Source organism: Micromonospora sp. WMMD967, assembly GCF_029626165.1.
GTDB lineage: Bacteria > Actinomycetota > Actinomycetes > Mycobacteriales > Micromonosporaceae > Micromonospora > Micromonospora taraxaci.
On record NZ_JARUBK010000001.1, the window covers coordinates 6749603 to 6766985 of the forward strand.

Consider the following 17383-nt stretch of genomic DNA (forward strand, 5'->3'; position numbering starts at 1 on the left):
TCGACCCGGCAGAGCCCCGGTCGGGTCAGCGCGGCCGGCACGTCAGAACGCCTGCTCGATGGCGGACCGCAGCGACTGCTTGTAGGAGTTGCTGGTCTCGGTGGCACCGGAGACGGTGTTGAGGTTGGCGTTCTGCTTGCGCACCACCTCGCCGCCGCTGCCGTCGTACGCGCTGCTGACGTCGCCGCTGTGGATGTCGGATTCACCCCCGCTGGGCAGCGACAACGCGACGGCGTCGACGATCCGGTTGCCGGAGACGACGATCTGCACCTGCACGTACCCGTACTCGTTGTCGAAGCCGGCGCCGGTGACCCGGCGGTTGGTCGACTGGGGTGGCTTGCTGGTGCGCGGCGCGCTGGGCGCCTTGGTGGTCTTGGTGGCCGACGGGCGGGCGGTGGTCTTGCCGGGTTTGGGTGACACCGACGTGTCGGCGCTCTTCGACGGGGTGGGCCCGCCCTCGGCCGGATCGGCGTCCGGCGCGGCCGGGTCGGCGCTCGGGTCGACGCCCTGCCCGGTGGGGTCCACCGGTTGAGCGGTCGGCAGGTTCTGGGCGACCTGGTTGGTGGCCGGGGAACCCTTGAAGACCACCAGAGCGGTGGTGCTGGCGGCGAGGCCGGTGATCGCGAGGAACGCGCGACGCATGGAGGTTGCCCTTCCTACAGCTCGAACGTGGCGAGGTGGATCTGCCGTCGCGGCACGCCGGCGCGGCGCAGCGCACGCACCGACTGTTCCACCAACCCGGACGGCCCGCACAGGTAGACGTCGCGCCGGGCCACGTCGGGCACCAACTGACGCAACCCGTCCGGGCTCATCAGTTGACGCGGGCCGGGGTCGTCGCGGGAGCCGATGACGTACCAGACGGAGGTGTCCCGCTCCTGGGCCAGCCAGTCCAGCTCACGGCTGAGCAGCACGTCGGCGGGCGTGCGGGCCCGGTAGATCAGGGCGGCGCCCGGGGGCAGCTCCTCCAACATCGCCCGAATCGGCGTGATGCCACTGCCGCCAGCGATGAGCAGCGCCCGCTCCCGGACCCGGTGCGCGGCGGTGAAGGTGCCCGACGGGCCCTGCGCCCAGACCCGGGTGCCCTGCTCAAGGTCGCGCAGGTCCGCTGTGTGCTTCCCGACGACCTTGACGGTGAGCCGCAGCCAGCGACCGTTCGCGGCGGCAGAGACGGAGAACGGGTGCGACTGCCACCAGCAACCCCGGGTGAGGAAGCGCCAGCGGAAGTACTGGCCGCCGAGCATCGTCAGCCGACCCAGGCGCTCACCGGTGAGGTAGATGGAGATGGTGTCCGGGCTCTCCGCGACGACGTCGGCGACCCGCAGCTTGTACCGCAGGTTGAACGCCAGCGGCGCGATCACCCGACCCCAGAGCAGGGCGGCGACCACCAGCAGGTAGAGCGCGATCCAGCCGGTGCGAACCGGACCGGGCTTGTACAACTGCGCGCCGTGGGTGAACTGGTGGCCGAAGCCGAGCAGCAGGACCAGGTAGCTGGACAGGTGCAGTGCGTGCCACATCTCGTAGGGCAACGCGCGGCGGATCATCCGGATGCTGCTGAAGCCGACCAGCATCATGATGCCGGTGGCGACGAACGCCGAGACCATGTCCTCGTAGTCGCCGAGCAGCGTGCCGACCTCGGCGAGGATCGACTGGTTCCGCAGGTCGGCGTAGCCGACGAGGATCAGCGACATGTGCGCCAGCACGGCGACCAGCAGGGTTGCCCCGACGTCGCGGTGCCAGCGGGCCATCTGCTCGCCGCCGATCCACCGTTCCAGCACCGGCAGCCGGCTCATCATCAGCACCTGCACCAGCAGCAGGTAGCCGGCGATCAGACCGGTGATCCGACCGGCCGCCGTGACGGTGGCGGCGGTGCTCCGCAACGAACCGGTGGGGGTGCCCAGCCACCACGGCAGCACGCTGGCGACCAGGCCGACCAGGAGCAGCACGCCCAGCAGCCGCCGGCCGCCGGGACCGCGCCGGTCCGGGATCTGCGGGGGTACGGGCGCAGCCGGCCGGCCGTCGTGCCGGGACGAGGTCCCGGTACGACGGCCGGCGGCGTGGGTGTGCGGGTACGTCACGCGTACAGCTTCATCGGGGCGTACTTCTGGCGGGGGAAGACCTTCTGGACCTCCGCGTTGGTGAGCCCGAACCGGCCCTGCGCCACCGCGCCGTACACGTTGAACATGTTGTTGTACTCCGGCACGTCACCGGAGTCCAGCTTGTCCAGACCGTTCCAGGTGCCGAGCAGGGAGCCGGCCAGCTTCTTGCCGGAGAGCACGGTGACCACACCACCGTGCCCGTGGTCGGTGCCGCCGGTGTTGGAGCCGACCCGGCGACCGAACTCGCTGGACACCATGATCGTCACGTCGGCGGCCTGCGGACCGAGATCGGTGAAGAAGGCCGCCATCGCGCTGGCCAACTCGTTCAACCGGCGGTGCAGCTGACCGCCCGCGGCGGTGCCCTGGTTCTCGTGGGTGTCGTAACCACCCATGCCGACGGTGGCGACCCGGACGTTGGCGCCGCCCTTGATCAGCTGGGCGAGCTGCTTGAACGCGTTGCCGACACCCTCGTACTTGACGCCCTCGACGGGCTGGTACGGCTTGGCGGCGAGCTGCTGGGCGGTGGCCAGCGCACCCATGCCCTCCTGCACGGCCTCCTCGACCGGGTGGTTGATCCCGGTGAAGAGCCCCTTGATGGCCTTCTCGGTGGCCGCCCGGTACTTCTCGTCGCCGTTGAGCCGCAACGAGCCGACGTTGTTCAGCGACAACGCGCCGTTGTTGCCGACCAGCGAGCGGGGCAGCGTGCTGCCGATGCCGACGCTGCGGAACGCGGTGCCCTTGCCCAGGTGGTCGACCAGACCGTCCAGCCAGCCCCGGCCGCCGGTCTCGTTCGGCAGACCGCCCAGGTTGCAGGCGTCCGCGGCCTGGAAGTGGCTGCGCGACAGCCGCTCGTCCGAGACGCCCGGGATGAAGCCGAGCTGGCCGGCATTGAGCCACTTCTCCAGCGGCTTGAACGCGCTGGTCAGCTTGAAGCCGCGGTCCAGGGCGAGCGAGTCGTTGCCGAGCAGCAGGTCGGGGCGGGCCTTGCTGAGCACCGCGTCGTTGTTCGGCGCGACCAGGCTCAGCCCGTCCAGCCCGCCGTAGAGGAAGACGTGGATCAGGGTGCCGGTCTTGGTCGCCGCGAACGACGCCGACGTGGTGACGAACTGGGCCGTGGCCAGGGCCGTGGCGGTGGCCGCAGCACCCGCGACGAACGTACGGCGAGTGACGCCGCGACCGTCCTGCTGGGCCTCCTCCAGGTTCTCCAGAGTGCGGTAGCGGTCCAGCTCGGCGGCGTTCTCGGCGGCCACGATGTCCGCCTCGGCGCGCAGCAGGGCCTCGGCCGGGTTGTCGGCCAGCCGCCGCACGTCGGGGCATTCGGGGTGCAGGGGGAAAGAGTTGTACACAGTCTTCTCCATCGGGTGCCTCACCGGAGGTGGTGCTGGGGGGAAGCGAGGATCGCCCGCGCGACGGCGGTGATGGCCCCGTTGAACGTGGCGTCGACCTTGGCGGTGGCCGCGACGCCGGCCACACCGAGGATGAGGTTCTTCTCCCGCGTGCTCAGCTTCTGACCCACCAGCCGCTGGGAGAGCGCGTCCACGTACGCCCCGGCGGTCGCCGGCGGCTTGGCGACCAGCTTCTCCGGTGCCGTGTACGTGAAGGCGGTGCGGTAGCCGGCGAGGATCTCGCCCGCCTCGTTCCAGCCGTTGACCATGGTGCCGGCCGACGTCCAGGCGACGTAGACGTCCGGGTAGCCGTCCGGGGTGGGCTGACCCATGGGGTACTGGCCCAGCTCGCGCAGCTTGTCCTGGATCTGCCGCAGGCCCCGCGCGTACGGGGTGCGCTTGTTGTCACCGTTGTTGTGCTTCGGCGACGCCTCCGGCGAGACGCCCAGCGTGCGGTACGTGGCAGCCAGGTACTCCATCGGGCGGCGCACCTTCTGACCCACGGCGGCCCAGAACTCGGTGGAGCAGAACATCGCCATCAGCACCGGCTTGATCAGGCCGTTGTTGGTGGTGTAGATCTTCGCCAGCCGGTCCACCAGGGACTTCGGCGGGGTGTCCGAGACGAACCGGGTCGCCAGGCTCTGCGCCACGTACTTCGCGGTCGACGGGTGCAGCGCGATGTAGGTGATGTACGCGTCGATCGCCGCGTCGGCCTTCTTCGGGTCCGACGAGTCGTTCGCGTGGCTGAAGCCGAGGATCTTCACCTTGCCGACGTAGTGCTGCTCCGGCTTGAAGACGTACTTGCCGTCCTTGTCGATGCCACGGCCGGTCTGCAACATGGCGGCCTGACGGACGTCCGGCTCCTTGTAGCCGCCGTCGACGCCGACCGAGTAGAGCTCGAGGTTCTCCCGGGCGAGGTTCTCGTTGATCGCGTCCTTGCGGGAGTCCTTCTGGTTCAGGTAGATCAGCAGCGCGGGGTGCTTGTTCGCGGCGATCAGCATCTCCGGGTAGCTGCCCAGCGCGTGCTTGCGTACGACGTCCTGGTCGAACGAGTTGCGGTAGACCTCGCCACCGTCGAACTCCGCCGCGACGTGCAGGAAGTCGTTCCAGAAGTCGACCATCACCTCGAAGAGCTGGCGCTTCGACCAGATCTGCCGGGCGATGGTGGCGTCGATCATCTCCCGCTCCGGCTGGGCGCCCTGCTCGTTGAGCTGGTCCCGCTGGGTGCGCAACTGCTGCACGCTCAGCTTCTGCGTGGGCAGTTCGGCGAGCTTCAGCTCGGCCTTGCTCGGCGCGATCTTGTCCGGGTCCAACTGGGCGCGGATCCAGGCGTCGATGCCCTGCTTCTTGATGTCGGCGACCACCTCGGGGGTGGGCCCGAAGGTGGCCCGGCGGGCCAGGTGCAGGATCGGGTCCTTGGAGAGCACCGTCTTCACGGTCACCTCGGTCGCCGCGGCGGCGGCGGCCGGGCCGGAGAGGGTCCGTCCACCGGCCGGCGCGTTCTTCTTCAGCGCCTCGCCGGCCCGGGAGCCCATGTAGCTCTCGTTCTGCTCGGTGTAGGTGCGCACCGTGCTGGGCTGCTGGCCACTGGGCCGTGCGGCGGTGCCGTCGGTGACCGTGCTGCCGGTGGCGTCACCGGCCACCTCGTCACCGAAGATGCCGCGCAGCTGCGGGGTCATGGCGAGCGCCGCGCCACCGGCGACGACGGCGGCGGTGCCACCGAGGGCCACCATCGCCTTGCGTCGTCCGACCTTGGGACGGGACTCGTCGTCGTCCAGAGTGGGCAGTCCGGTGCCGGGCCGCGCCGGGATCGGGCGACCGAGCCCTTCCGGGCCGACCCACTGCGGCCCGCGCGGGCCGGGAGCGGGCTGTCCGGCGTGCGCGTAGCCCTCGCCGTACTGCTCGCGAGGGTCGGCCTGCGCCGGGTAGCCGCCCTGGTAGGGGTTGGGCGAGTCGTACCCGTAGGGCGCGGACGCGTTGGGGTCGCCGTAGCCGTCCGCGTTGTGGTGCTGGCGTCCGTCCCAACCGCGGTCGTCCCGCGGTCGACGTGGTGGCACATTCTGGTCGGCCATGTACCAATCCCGATTTCTGATGAGCGCCGGAAGCTGCGACCGGGCAGGTGCGGCAGGTGCGGCGACTGTTGCCTGAGGGGAGTTGCTACGGCAAAGTAACCAAGCCCTCCGGGGCCTTCAAGGTGGGCCGAACACCCTCGTGAGGGCACTTAAGACAGCGCTCAGTGCGGCGTCCGCGGCAGTCGTCGGGTCGGTGCCGAGCGCAGACCTTCTCAGCAGGGCGTACGCGCGGCAGCCGGGTACGGATCGGACCTCCCCGCCGTACGCGACACTTTCCGCGCCGTTCACCACCACAGGCAAACTTAAGGTTCAGGTAAGCCGGACATGAGGTGGCCTCACGACGGTCACCGCGCCCGATGTCACCGGGCCCCGTGAGAAGGAAAAGTAGCGGGAGCAGGCGAGCGTGAGCCACCACCGCAGCGGGTATGCCGCCGAACCGCTGAACGCGTGAGGGGAAGGCAGCGCCATGCTCAGCAAAGAGGATCAGCGCAGGTTCGACCAGATCACCCGTCAGCTCCGGGAGAGCGACCCGGCGTTCTTCAAGCGCCTGGACCACCGGGTCCGTGCCCGCAGGGGCCGCTACCTGATGTTGTTGACCATCGTGCTGTGGGCGTCGCTGCCGGCGATAGCCGTGTTCGCCGGTCGCCTGACCGGTGCGATCTGCGCGGTGGTGCTGGTGGCCAACGCCGCCATCATGTGGCGGTTCCGCCGCCGCTGGACGTGACGGCTCACCGGTCGTCCGGGCTGAACGCCCGGTACGCGCGGCGCAACCGTTCGAGCATTCCGGGGCCACCGATGGCGGGTGCCGGCGCTCCGAGCTGGCGGAGCAGCAGGTCGGGACCGGTCACCAGTCGAGGAGGCCGGTCCGGCAACGGCACCGGCGGCAGCCAGAACCGGTCTGCCGCCTCCGACAACGGGGTCGTCGACAGCCCGACGAGCGCGCGGGCCGCGCCGACCGGCGCCGCTGTCGACCGGCCACCGTCCGGTTCGGACGGTGGGTCGACCGTCTCGGGCAGCGCAACCGCACCGGTGGCCTCCACCCGCCGGGCGCGCAGCTCGTCCAGCAACTCCGCCCGGGACCGGCCACGCCAGTGCAGCAACTCGAACGGGTCCGCGTCGAACGCCTCGGCCAGCAGGTAGAACGTCGCCGCGAGGTGCTTGCACGGGACCGCGAAGTCGGGGCAGTTGCACCGCTGGGTCAGCTCGTCCACACCGGCCGGGAACAGGGGCGCGCCGGCGGCGACGAACAGCTCCTCCAGTTCGTCGGGGAGGTCCCCGGCGAGCAGCCGGGCGCTGAAGAACGCCTGCCCGGCCAGCTCCTCCTCGATCCGGGACCAGAGCGCGTCCGGGAACTGTCGCAGCGCGATGGACACCTGGTACGGCTGCGGGCGGGAGCCCTGCACCACGGCGCTGACCCGCCCGGGTGCGATGTCGAGCGTCAACACCTGGCCGGCGCGTGCGTACGACCGGCCCCGGGTCAGCCGGGTGCCCAGCGCGAACGACTCCAGCACCTCGAGGAACCGCCGGGACCACCAGGAACGCCCGATGGCGCCCCGGGCGCTGCGCGCCCGCAGACCCCCGTCGACCCGGCGGGGGCGCCCGTAGTCGGCGAACCGGTCGGTGCTCACGCCGGCGTTCTCCCTCACTCCACCACCGCCCCGGCCTCCAGGGCGAACAGCTCGCGCAACTGGCCGGTGGACAGCTCGGTGATCCACTGCTCGCCCGTGCCGACGACCCGCTCGGCGAGGGCGCGCTTGTCGTTGATCATCGCGGCGACCTTCTCCTCCACGGTGCCGGCGCAGACGAACTTGCGGACCTGCACCCGACGGCGCTGCCCGATCCGGAACGCCCGATCGGTGGCCTGGTCCTCCACCGCCGGGTTCCACCACCGGTCCACGTGCACCACGTGGTTCGCCGCGGTCAGGGTGAGGCCGGTGCCGCCGGCCTTCAGGGAGAGGACGAACAGCGGCGGGCCGTCCGCCGACTGGAAACGCTGCACCATGGCGTCCCGCTCGGCCTTCCCGAGCCCTCCGTGCAGGAACAGCACCTCCCGGCCGAACCGCGCCGACAGGTGACCACGCAACATCGCGCCGAACTCGGCGTACTGCGTGAACAGCAGTGCCCGCTCCCCCGCCGCCAGCACCTCCTCCAGGATCTCGGTCAGCCGGGCCAGCTTGCCGGAGCGACCCTCCAACGCCGACCCGTCGCGCAACAACTGGGCGGGGTGGTTGCAGACCTGCTTGAGTCGGGTCATGGTCGCCAGCACCAGGCCGCGCCGCTCGATGCCGTCGCTGGTCTCGATCCGGGCGAGCATGTCGTCGACCACCACCCGGTAGAGCGCCGCCTGCTCGGCGGTGAGGTTGCAGAGCACCTCCATCTCCAACTTCTCCGGGAGGTCCGAGATGATCGACGAGTCGGTCTTGAGCCGGCGCAACACGAACGGGCCGGTGATCCGGCGCAGCCGCTCGGCGGCCTCGGCGTCACCGTTGCGCTCGATCGGCTCGGCGAACCTCTTGCGGAACGTCGTCGCCGGCCCGAGCAGGCCCGGGTTGGCGAACTGCATGATCGACCAGAGGTCCGCGAGCCGGTTCTCCACCGGCGTGCCGGTCACCGCCACCCGCTGCCGGGCCGGCAACGCGCGGACCGCCTCGGCCTGCCGGGTCGACGCGTTCTTGATCGCCTGCGCCTCGTCCACCACCACCCGGTGCCAGTCGATGCCGGCCAGGTCGACGGCGTCACGGGCGGCCACCGAGTAGGTGGTGAGGACCAGGTCCGCGCCGTGCGCGGCCGCGGTGAACTCCGCCCCCCGCGCCCGCTCCGCCCCATGGTGTACGTGCACCCGCAACGTCGGCGTGAACCGCGCCGCCTCCCGCTGCCAGTTGCCGACCAGCGACATCGGACAGACCAGGAGGGTGGGGCCGGCCTCCGGTGGGTCCCCGGCGAGCAACGCGAGCAGTTGCACAGTCTTGCCCAGACCCATGTCGTCGGCGAGCACACCACCCAGCCCGAGCGAACGCAGGAACGCCAACCACGCCAACCCCCGCTGCTGGTACGGCCGCAGCGTCCCCTGGAAACTCGGCGGCGGCTCCAACGGGGTGAGCCGATGCTCGACAGCACCGGCGAGCAGGTCGCCCAGCGCCCCGTCGGCGGTCACCTCCAACACCGGTAGCGCACCGGTGGCCGCACCGTCCTCCAAGCCGAGGCGGAGCAGGTCGGCGACGCTCAACTCACCGGTGGAGCGGAGCAGACGCAGACCGGCGGCGAGCCGTGCCGGGTCCAGCTCCACCCACCGGCCACGCAGCCGCACCAGCGGGGTCTTCATCTCGGCCAGCGCCGCCAACTCCTCGGCGGACAGCGGCTGGTCGCCCAGTGCGACTTCCCAGCGGTAGTCCACCAGGGCGTCCAGACCGACACCAGCCTCGGCGCCACCGACCGTGCCGGGCGCGGTGCGGCTGCGGGCGCGTAGCCGGGCGCCGAGCCGGGCCGACGGACGCTGCCACCAGGAGGGCAGCAGCACCCCGAACCCGGCCGCGTGCAGCACCGGAGCGCCCTCGCTGAGGAACCGGTGTGCCCCCTCGACATCGAGCTCCATCACCTCCGGAGCGGCGGTACGCAGTGCGGCATCCAGGTCCGGCCAGAGCCGACTGGCCCGCCCCAACTCGGCGAGCAGTGTCTCCTGCGGGCTGCCCGTACGCCCGGTCAGGCCACCGAGCGTCTGCGGTGCCCGCCACACCTGCCCGGCGTCGACGTGCAGGCCGGGCTCGTCGGCCGCCTGCAACCCGAACTCCAACCGCCAACGCCCGCCGCCGGACGACTCGACCGACGCCGGCACGATGTCGTCCGGTGCCGGGCGGGTGGCCAGGATCGGCTCGGTGACCTCGTCCGGGGCCGGCTCCACCAACCGGAAACTGGCCCGGACCGGCCCGCCGGCGGCATCCCGCTGCCAGATGTCCAGCTCGTCGCGCAGGGTGGCCAACGCCGTGGGATCGACTGTGAAGTCCCGCTGCGGGCCGGCGAGCGCCGCCAACCAGGCCGGTGCCGGGCCACCCGGCCGTAACCCTCGGGCCAGGGTGGTGGTCGCCAGAGCGGCCCGCGCGGCGGCGTCGGTCAGCGCGTCCAGCGCGTCCGCCACCACCTCGGCGGCGGTCAACTCGCCCCCGCCGGCACCAGGTGCGAGAGCGACGGAGTCGACGGCGGCTCGGGCGGCGGGTGGCAGGGCCAGCGCCAGCGAGCGTGCCCAGGCCGCGTCGGTGCCGGTCAGCAGCGGCCGCCAGACCGCCCGCGCCGACACTTCGGCAACACCGCCCGCGGAAGCCCCTGGGACCGTGGCACTGGGCGCCGTCCTCCTCGCCGACGTAGCGGCCGAGACGCCGACCCCCGCCGACGTGGCGGCGACGCCCGCCGCCGTGCCAGCCGAGGCGCCGACCCCCGCCGACGTGGCAGCCGAGGCGGTGACGCCCGCCGACGTGGCGGCGACGCCGGGCAGGAGGCGGCCGCGGGTCACCAGGTCGGCGGCGAAGTCGGCCAGGTCGGCAAGGTGACGCACTGTGGCTCCGGGCACCGCCGGGAGGTCGTCCAGCGTGCGGAGCAGCGACAGCGCGTCGTCCGGGGCGTACACCAGGACGGGAACGCGCCACCCGGCCAGCGTGAGTCGGCCGCGGGCCGGGGGTGCGACGTCGGTCCGGATCAGCTCGGGCGAGTCGGTCGGCACGCCTGCCCGGGTGGGCAGGGTGAGCAGCGCGGTGCCGGGGTGGGCCGGCTCGGCGGAGTCGGCGAGAACGGCGACCAGGTCGGCGTGCCCGGCGGCGAAGGGGTGTGGGCGTTCCCGGGGCGGCCGGCCGGACCGGGTCGGCGCGGGTGGCGCGGAGCTGTCCTCGGCCCAGACGGCGAGGCCGCCGATCGGGCCGTCGCCGGGTGACCACAGCCCGTGGATGACCAGCACCTACTCCCCCTCGTCGCCGCCCGCGCCCCAGAATAGGCGGCCCGCCGGAGCCGGCGACCGCAGCCACCGCCGAATGGACGCACCACACGGCGCGCACCGGCATCGTCGCGGACTCGCGGGCATGATCGACACGGCATCGCTGAAGTCGCGGTATCCGAGTCGGTCGGACACCCCGACTTCGGCGAACCCGTGTTGATCATGGACCGGGCCGGCGCGCGAAGGGCCGCGACGGCGCGCGGGGCCGGGGTCAGATCGCGCCGCACTCGCCGTCGGTCAGCTCGCGCAGGATGTCGGCGTGACCCGCGTGGCGGGCCGTCTCCTCGATCATGTGCACCAGGATCCAGCGCAGCGACACCTCGCCGAGCTGCGGGTGCGGCACCACGTGGTCGAGGTCGAGGCTCGCGGCAACCGCCCGGGACCGGGCGCACGCCTGCTCGTACGCGGCGACGAGCTCGGCGACGGTCTCCTGCTCGCCGAGGGTGAAGCTCGCCACCGCGTCCTCTTCCGAGGTCAGGTAGACGTCGCCGGGCTCGGGCGCCAGCAGGGTCGGGAACCAGTTCCGCTCGACCAGTGTCAGGTGCTTGACCAGCCCGGCGAGCGTGGTGGCCGAGGGCACCAGCCGGCGGCCGGCGTCGGCGTCGGAGAGACCGCGCAGCTTGCGCAGCAGCACCCCACGGTGGAAGTCGAGGAATGAGTTCAGCACGGCACGCTCGTCGCCGGTGCGGGCGAGCACCGGACCGAGCGATGGATCGATCGTCTGCTCCATCCGCCGACCCTAGCCACGAAGCGGGCCCCCCGCTGCCCCGCTATCCGCTGCGGACCGGCGGTACGACGGGCAGGATGGGCGCATGGCTTCATCCGTGCAGATCCTTCTCGTCGGCGGCACGGCGGACGGGCAGACCATCACCGTCGAGCTGGACAGCAACGGCCGGCCGCCGCTGACCCATCACCACGTCGGCCCGGGTGGGCTGGCCGAGGCGCAGATCTACGAGTTGGAGACCGCCCGCGAGGAGGCCCGCGAGTGGCGCTACCGGTGGACCGGCCCGGCGGTGTGACAGCCCCGGCTCAGACCCGGGTGAGGGTCTGGCTGCGCAGGCTCTCCAACACGCCCCGGGTGACCTCCGAGGTGCCCCGCGCCTGATCGCACACCTCGGCGACCCGTCGCGCGGTGCCCTCGGCGCGTTGCTCGCGCTCGTCCCACAACCGGTCGACCTCGGCCAGCAGCGGCCCCTCGACCTCGCGTTCCACGCCGCGCAGGGCCGGCACGCCGAGCCGTTGGGCCAGGTCGAAGACCTTGCCGGCGTACGGCAGGGGCAGGAACGGTGTGCCGACCATCGCCGCGAAGATCAGGAAGTGCAGGCGCATGCCGACGGCCAGGTCGAAGTGGCGCATCAGCCCGAGGACCTGCTGCGGCGAGTAGGTGCCGTGCAGGATTCGACCCCGATCGGCCGCGACCATGTGGGACAGCACCCCGTGGGCGTGCCGGATGTCGTCGCGTTCCATGGGCACGAACAGCACGCACGCGTCGATCCGGTGCACCAGGAAGTCACCGATCTGGGCCAGCAAGCGGTGGTAACCGTCCACGTCCAGCCGTTCGGCGGCCCGCCCCGGCTCCCGCACACTGATCCCCACCAGCCGCTGACCCACCGGCACTCCCTCCTCGGCCAGCAGGTGGGCCGGGAACTCCTCCGGTTGCAGGAGGAACGCCGGGTCGGCGGTGACCGTGATCGGGTTCAGCAGACCGGCCTCCTCCAGCACCATCCGGGACTCCTGGTCCCGCACTGTCACCTGGACCGCGCTGGAGAGTGTCTCCCGGACCATGCCGGTGTCCACCGCCTCACCGAGCGGCCCGACCCCCACCGCGTACGTGATCAGCGGCAGGCCACGCTCCTGTGCGACCCGGACGACCCGCAGGTAGCGGCGCGCCTCCCGGTCGTAGAGGATGCCTCCCCCGCCCAGGATGAGCAGGTCGAGCTGGGCCAGCACCAGCGCCGAGTCGGTACGGCTGACGCCCTCCCAGGGCACCGCCTCGACGTCCGGGTGGGCCGCCCGGGTGTGCTCCGGGTTACGGGAGAAGACGATGATCCGGGCGTTCGGTTCCTGCGTGCGAAGGTCGGTGAGCAGGCCGGTGAGGATCGCCTCGTCGCCGAGGTTTCGCCCGCCGTACGAGCCCAGCACACCGATGGTCAGTCCGCCGCCGTGCGTCATCCGTCGCTCCTCCCCAGGTGCGGTCCGCGCCGGTTTCCCGCTGGGCAGGTGAACAGTCCTGCCGGGGGGACCCGTCCCGAGGTCGCCGCCGGCTCAGCTCGTCGGGGCGATCCGCTTCGCCATCTGCTGCGAGGTGACCTCGAAGCCCAGACTGCGGTAGAGCCCGATCGCCACGGTGTTCGTCCCGAACACGTTCAACCCCAGCTCGGGTACGCCGAGGTGGGCGAGTTCGACCTCGATGAGCTGGATCATCCGCCGCGCGTAGCCGTGTCCCTGGTGCTCCGGGTGCACCTCGATGTTGTGGATCCAGGCCTGACGGGAGCCGGTTGCCGCCGGCAGGGTCACCCAGATCCAGCCGACCTCGGTGTCGTCGACCCGCCCCACCCGCAGCAGCACCCCCTCGGTCGCCGCGCCGGCCGGCAGCGACTCCCGAATCTGGTCGACCGACCGCTCGAGGGCCGCCTCCGGGCTCAACCCCCGGTGTGCCACCAGGTCGTCGGCGTAGCCCTGCTCCAGCGGCCCCAGCAACCGGGCCAGCTCGGGTGCCGTCATCGGCGTCAACGTCAACTCCACCGCGGCTCTCCTTCGTCGTCGCCAGCGGACAGTGCAGCAGAACCGACCCGGGCCCGCCACCCGGTCCCTCGCCGTTCGGCCCGGACGGCCGTGGTGCACGGCCCGGCCATGATGGCGACGTGCGCATCGCCCACGTCAGCGACAGCCACCTCGCCAACCCGGAGGGGGTGGCGACCTCGGTCGGCACCACAGTGGCGCTGCTGCGCGCAGCCGGGCACCGGGTCGTCCTGCACTGCCCGGGCCCCCTGTTGCGGCGTCGCCGACGACCGGGTGAGGTGCCCTCGCTGACCGTGCCGACCCGCCCCTACCGGCTGGCAGTGCCCCGGTCACCGGATGCAGCGGCGGACGTGGTGCACGTGCACACCACCGGCCCGCTCGGCGTCGCCGGCCTGCGGTGGGCCGCCGCGCGGGGCGTACCAGCCGTGCTGACCTGGCACACCGACCTGATCGCGTACGCGGCGCACTACCCGGAGATCCCGATCGGGGCCGCGTACGCGGGCCTCCGGCTGGGCCTGCGCTGGCACGCGCGGGACCTGTGGGCGCTCGGCCGACCCGGCCCCGACCGGCAGACCCGACTGGCGGAACTCGGGCGGTGCCTGCTGGCGCACACCACTGTCCTGGTCGCGCCGTCGGCGAAGACCGCGTCGATGATGGCGGCGATGGCGGGGCGTACCCCGATCGTGGTCCTGCCGACCCCGGCCGCCGCGCCGCGCGTCGACGCCGACGACCGGCGGCGGTTGCGGGCCCGGCTGGGCATCCCGACGGACGCGCCGGTCCTGCTCGCGGTGGGCCGAGCCACGCCGGAGAAGAACCCGGAGCTGCTGCTCGCCGCGTTCGCGCAGGTCCGCCGGACGTTGCCGGAGGCCCGCCTGGTGCTGTTGGGTGCCCGACGGCACCGGCTCGCGATCCGCCGGACGGCCCACCGGTACGGGGTGGCCGGCGCGTTGCGCCTGCTGCGCCCGGTGCCGCACGACCGGGTCGGCGCCCACTACCGGGCCGCGGACGTGCTCGCGTTCACCTCCACCACCGACACGCAGGGCCTGGTGCTCTCCGAAGCCGAGGCGTACGGACTGCCGGTGGCAATGGTGGACACCGCGCTGGCCCAGCGGCCGGGCACCGGCACCACCCGTCCGGTCGCCGAGCCCACCGCCGCGGCGTACGGCGCGCTGCTGACCCGTCTGTTGACCGAGCGGGAACTGCGCGCGGACGTGATCCGGGACGGCCGGACGGCGGTCGCGGCCTGGTCCGGGGAACGCTACCTGGCCGAGCTGGTCAGGCTGTACGAGGCACTGCCCCCGCCCCGCTCGGTGGAGGCGACGCCGTGACCGGGGACGTCGCCCGTGGCGTCGACCGGGGCCTGCGGGTGGGCACAGCGCGGCGGTGGTCGCCGGCGGGCTGGTCCTCGCCCTGGTCGCCGCCCGTGACGAGCCCGTCGAGCTGCTCTTCTCTTTCACCGTGCAGGTCAACCTGGCCTACCTGGTGGTGTTGCTGCCGCCCGTCAGGGTGCCGCGAGCGCCGACTCCACCTGGCCCGCCAGCTGCGCCAGGTCGTGCAGGCGCAGGTCGCCGTCGAGCCCCTTCAACGCGGCGGTCAGCGCGCCGGCCGCCCGCCCGGCGCGCAGGCCGACCTCGGCGTCCTCGACGACCAGGCACCGCGCCACGGGTACGTCCAGCAGGGCGGCGGCCCGCAGGTAGCCCTCCGGGTCCGGTTTGCCGACCCGCACGTCGTCGACAGTGACCAGCACCGGGGCGACGATCCCGGCCGCGCCGAGCCGCGCCTGGGCCAGCCGGGTGTCGGCGCTGGTCACCACGGCCCAGGGCAGCCCCAACCGGGCCAGGGTGTCGAGGAGGTCGTGCGTTCCGGGGGTGGCGACCACGTCGGACAGGTCGTCGTACTGCAACGCGAGCTGCCGTGCCGCCGCCGTGGAGACCGCGTCGTCGTCGAGGTCGGGCAACAGCCGGCGGATGGTCCGGTCGGCGGGGCTGCCGTGCGCGATGGCCAGCGCCGCCGCCGGGTCGACCGCATACTCGGCCGCCCACCGCTCCCAGGCCCGCTCGACGGCCGCGTCCGAGTCGACCACTGTGCCATCCATGTCGAACAGCACCGCGCCAATGCCCGCCAGTTCCACGCTCACGCTCCCCCTGTTGCCCGCACCGCGAGGATAGGTCCTCAACCATCCGCCGTACGGGCGGCGTTCTTCTCACCGAGGGGGTGGGCATGACCGAGACGTTCCACGAGTTCGTGGTGCAGCGTTCGCCGGCCCTGTCCCGGACCGCCTATCTCCTCACCGGCGACCACCAACTCGCCGAAGACCTCGTGCAGACCGCCCTGGCGCGCACCTACCGCCACTGGCGACGCATCCGCGACGGCGACCCGGAGGCGTACGTCCGCCGGGTCATGTACCACCAGCAGGTCTCCTGGTGGCGACGCCGCCGCCTCGCCGAACGACTAGAGGCCGAGCCCACCGAACGGGCTGGCGGCGACCACACCGACACCACCGCCCTGCGACTCACGCTCACCGCCGCGCTGCGCCACCTCACGCCCCGCCAACGGGCCGTCATCGTGCTGCGCTACTACGAGGACCGCACCGAAGCCCAGGTCGCCGACCTGCTCGGCTGCTCTCTCGGCACCGTCAAACGCCACGCCCACGACGCGCTGCGCCGACTCCGAGCGGTCGCTCCCGACCTGCTCGACGCCACCTCGGAGAGGAGCACCCGATGACCGCCCGGCTCCGCGACGCGCTGCGTACCGCCGCCGAGGACGTGCCCACCTACCCGGTGTACGAGCGCGCTCTCGCCACCGCCCGCCGCGACCGCCTGCGCCGGGTGGGCGTCGGTGCGGCGGCGTTGGTGCTGCTCGCGGTGGCCGGCATCGTGGTGCCGCTGACCCGTACCCCCGGCCTCGATCCGGCCGCCACCGCGAACGCCGCGCTGCCCGACCACATCGCCCTGCCGCCGCTCGGCACGCTGCACGTCACCGACCGCCCTCGGCTCGGTGCCGCATCGGTCGTCTTCGACGGGCCCGCACCGCGTCTGCACGGGTGGAACGACGTGAACGTCGTCGGCGTGGTCGGCGCGGACTCCGACCGCTACCGGATCATGCGGATCGGCGGTGAGTCCGTGGCGGGCACGACGGTGCACCTCTCCCCCGACGGCAGGTACCTGGCCCGGCCGGACGGAGTCCAGGACGATCCCCCGGGTGTCGAGGTCGTCGACCTGGTCACCGGGCGGACCCAGCGGCTCTCGTCGCCCGTGGACCGCAGTGTCTGGAGCACACCTGTCGGCTGGTCCGCCGACGGCGGGTCGTTGGTGGTCAGCGACGAGGTGCCGGTCGCGTTCGACGGGGCCACCTACACCACGGTGCTGAGCGCGGTGACGGTCGCGGATGAGCGGTGGACCAGGTTGGCCGCCGGCGCGCAGGAGGCACACGTCGGTTCGACCGTCGCCGCCGCCCCGGGTCGGATCGCCTACCAGTACGGCCGCACCGTCGCCGTGACCGACCTGGCCGGCCGCGAACTCTCCTCGTTCGCCCTGCCCGGCGAGACGTGGCTGGCCGGGAAGGGCGCGTGGCGTCCGGACGGCACGAACCTGACGCTGGCCACCCGTGGAGCGGACGCCGGATGGACCCTGCGCCAGGTCGATCCCGCCAGCGGGCGGGACGTCGGTCCGCTGGCGCTGCCGGCCGTGTCCGGGGTCGTCTCCATCCGGCTGCTCGGCTGGGCACCGGACGGGTCGGCGCTGGTCGCGGCCTACCTGCCGGACCCCGCCGCCCCCGACCTGCCGCTGGAGGAGCAGTCGAACCCACCCACCAGCGACCAACGCGTACGCACCGTGCGGGTGCTGGCGCTGACGCCCGGCGCCAGCGCGCCGCGCACCGTGCTGACCGCACCGGACCAGGTGATCGCCGTCGACGTCGCCGACCAGGTGATCCGCAACGGACGCGTCCGCGACGCGCAGCCACCAGGCGGGGTGGGCGGGCGGTTCTGGTTCTGGACGGGTCTCCTCACCATGCTCGTCACGGTGTGGGCGCTCTACGCGAATCGCCAGCGGATCGCGCTGTGGCGCGACGATCGGCGGGTCAGGCGGGCACGTCGAGCCGGCGGGTGAG

At 72.6% G+C, this 17383-nt stretch carries 15 protein-coding genes; 5 read left to right on the forward strand and 10 right to left on the reverse strand.

The features are described from left to right. Positions 1-42 precede the first annotated feature (42 nt). The 4 genes from O7631_RS30290 to O7631_RS30305 are packed head-to-tail and all read right to left on the reverse strand — an operon-like array spanning position 43 to position 5553. Positions 43-642: an FMN-binding protein gene (locus O7631_RS30290; protein WP_278147381.1), complete on the reverse strand. Its 600-nt coding sequence runs from the start codon at positions 640-642 to the stop codon at positions 43-45. Positions 643-656: 14 nt separating this feature from the next. Further along, positions 657-2075 (reverse strand): ferredoxin reductase family protein, encoded by a 1419-nt coding sequence (locus tag O7631_RS30295; RefSeq protein ID WP_278147382.1) that lies wholly within the window; start codon positions 2073-2075, stop codon positions 657-659. Next, a complete protein-coding gene (locus O7631_RS30300; protein WP_278147383.1) occupies positions 2072-3454 on the reverse strand; it encodes a DUF1501 domain-containing protein in 1383 nt (460 codons plus the stop codon). Before O7631_RS30300 ends, O7631_RS30295 begins: the two co-directional genes overlap by 4 nt. An 8-nt stretch (positions 3455-3462) precedes the next feature. Beyond that, on the reverse strand, positions 3463-5553 hold the full coding sequence (locus tag O7631_RS30305; protein ID WP_278147384.1) for a DUF1800 domain-containing protein: 2091 nt from the start codon (positions 5551-5553) through the stop codon (positions 3463-3465). A 466-nt stretch (positions 5554-6019) separates the two neighbouring features. Between O7631_RS30305 and O7631_RS30310 the strand changes: the two genes are divergently transcribed. Continuing rightward, positions 6020-6277, forward strand: coding sequence for a DUF3040 domain-containing protein (locus O7631_RS30310; RefSeq protein ID WP_088988248.1), 258 nt, complete (start codon positions 6020-6022; stop codon positions 6275-6277). A 4-nt stretch (positions 6278-6281) separates the two neighbouring features. Here the strand turns inward: O7631_RS30310 and O7631_RS30315 are convergent, their stop codons facing one another. The 3 genes from O7631_RS30315 to O7631_RS30325 form a co-directional block, all read right to left on the reverse strand. Next, positions 6282-7181, reverse strand: coding sequence for an SWIM zinc finger family protein (locus O7631_RS30315; protein WP_278147385.1), 900 nt, complete (start codon positions 7179-7181; stop codon positions 6282-6284). 14 nt (positions 7182-7195) lie between these two features. Continuing rightward, on the reverse strand, positions 7196-10495 hold the full coding sequence (locus O7631_RS30320; protein WP_278147386.1) for a DEAD/DEAH box helicase: 3300 nt from the start codon (positions 10493-10495) through the stop codon (positions 7196-7198). A gap of 247 nt (positions 10496-10742) precedes the next feature. Continuing rightward, positions 10743-11261, reverse strand: a complete 519-nt coding sequence (locus tag O7631_RS30325; protein WP_278147387.1) for a DinB family protein — start codon at positions 11259-11261, stop codon at positions 10743-10745. Positions 11262-11343: 82 nt separating this feature from the next. On the opposite strand from O7631_RS30325, the gene O7631_RS30330 reads away from it, so the two are divergent. Further along, on the forward strand, positions 11344-11550 hold the full coding sequence (locus O7631_RS30330; RefSeq protein WP_088988245.1) for a hypothetical protein: 207 nt from the start codon (positions 11344-11346) through the stop codon (positions 11548-11550). Positions 11551-11560: 10 nt separating this feature from the next. Here O7631_RS30330 and O7631_RS30335 read toward each other — a convergent pair whose 3' ends face one another. Continuing rightward, positions 11561-12703 carry a polysaccharide pyruvyl transferase family protein gene (locus O7631_RS30335; RefSeq protein WP_278147388.1) on the reverse strand — a complete coding sequence of 381 codons (1143 nt, stop codon included), beginning with the start codon at positions 12701-12703 and terminating at the stop codon, positions 11561-11563. Between the two features lie 93 nt (positions 12704-12796). After that, entirely contained in the window at positions 12797-13276 is a 480-nt protein-coding gene (locus O7631_RS30340) for a GNAT family N-acetyltransferase (RefSeq protein ID WP_278147389.1), read from the reverse strand. A gap of 119 nt (positions 13277-13395) precedes the next feature. Here O7631_RS30340 and O7631_RS30345 point away from each other — a divergent pair, with 119 nt between their 5' ends. Next, positions 13396-14601, forward strand: coding sequence for a glycosyltransferase (locus O7631_RS30345; protein WP_278147390.1), 1206 nt, complete (start codon positions 13396-13398; stop codon positions 14599-14601). A 173-nt stretch (positions 14602-14774) separates the two neighbouring features. Here O7631_RS30345 and O7631_RS30350 read toward each other — a convergent pair whose 3' ends face one another. Next, a complete protein-coding gene (locus O7631_RS30350; RefSeq protein WP_278147391.1) occupies positions 14775-15410 on the reverse strand; it encodes an HAD-IA family hydrolase in 636 nt (211 codons plus the stop codon). 83 nt (positions 15411-15493) lie between these two features. Here O7631_RS30350 and O7631_RS30355 point away from each other — a divergent pair, with 83 nt between their 5' ends. After that, positions 15494-15997 (forward strand): SigE family RNA polymerase sigma factor, encoded by a 504-nt coding sequence (locus tag O7631_RS30355; protein ID WP_278147392.1) that lies wholly within the window; start codon positions 15494-15496, stop codon positions 15995-15997. Further along, on the forward strand, positions 15994-17382 hold the full coding sequence (locus O7631_RS30360) for a hypothetical protein (RefSeq protein WP_278147393.1): 1389 nt from the start codon (positions 15994-15996) through the stop codon (positions 17380-17382). Before O7631_RS30355 ends, O7631_RS30360 begins: the two co-directional genes overlap by 4 nt. The last annotated feature ends 1 nt before the right edge of the window (position 17383 follow it).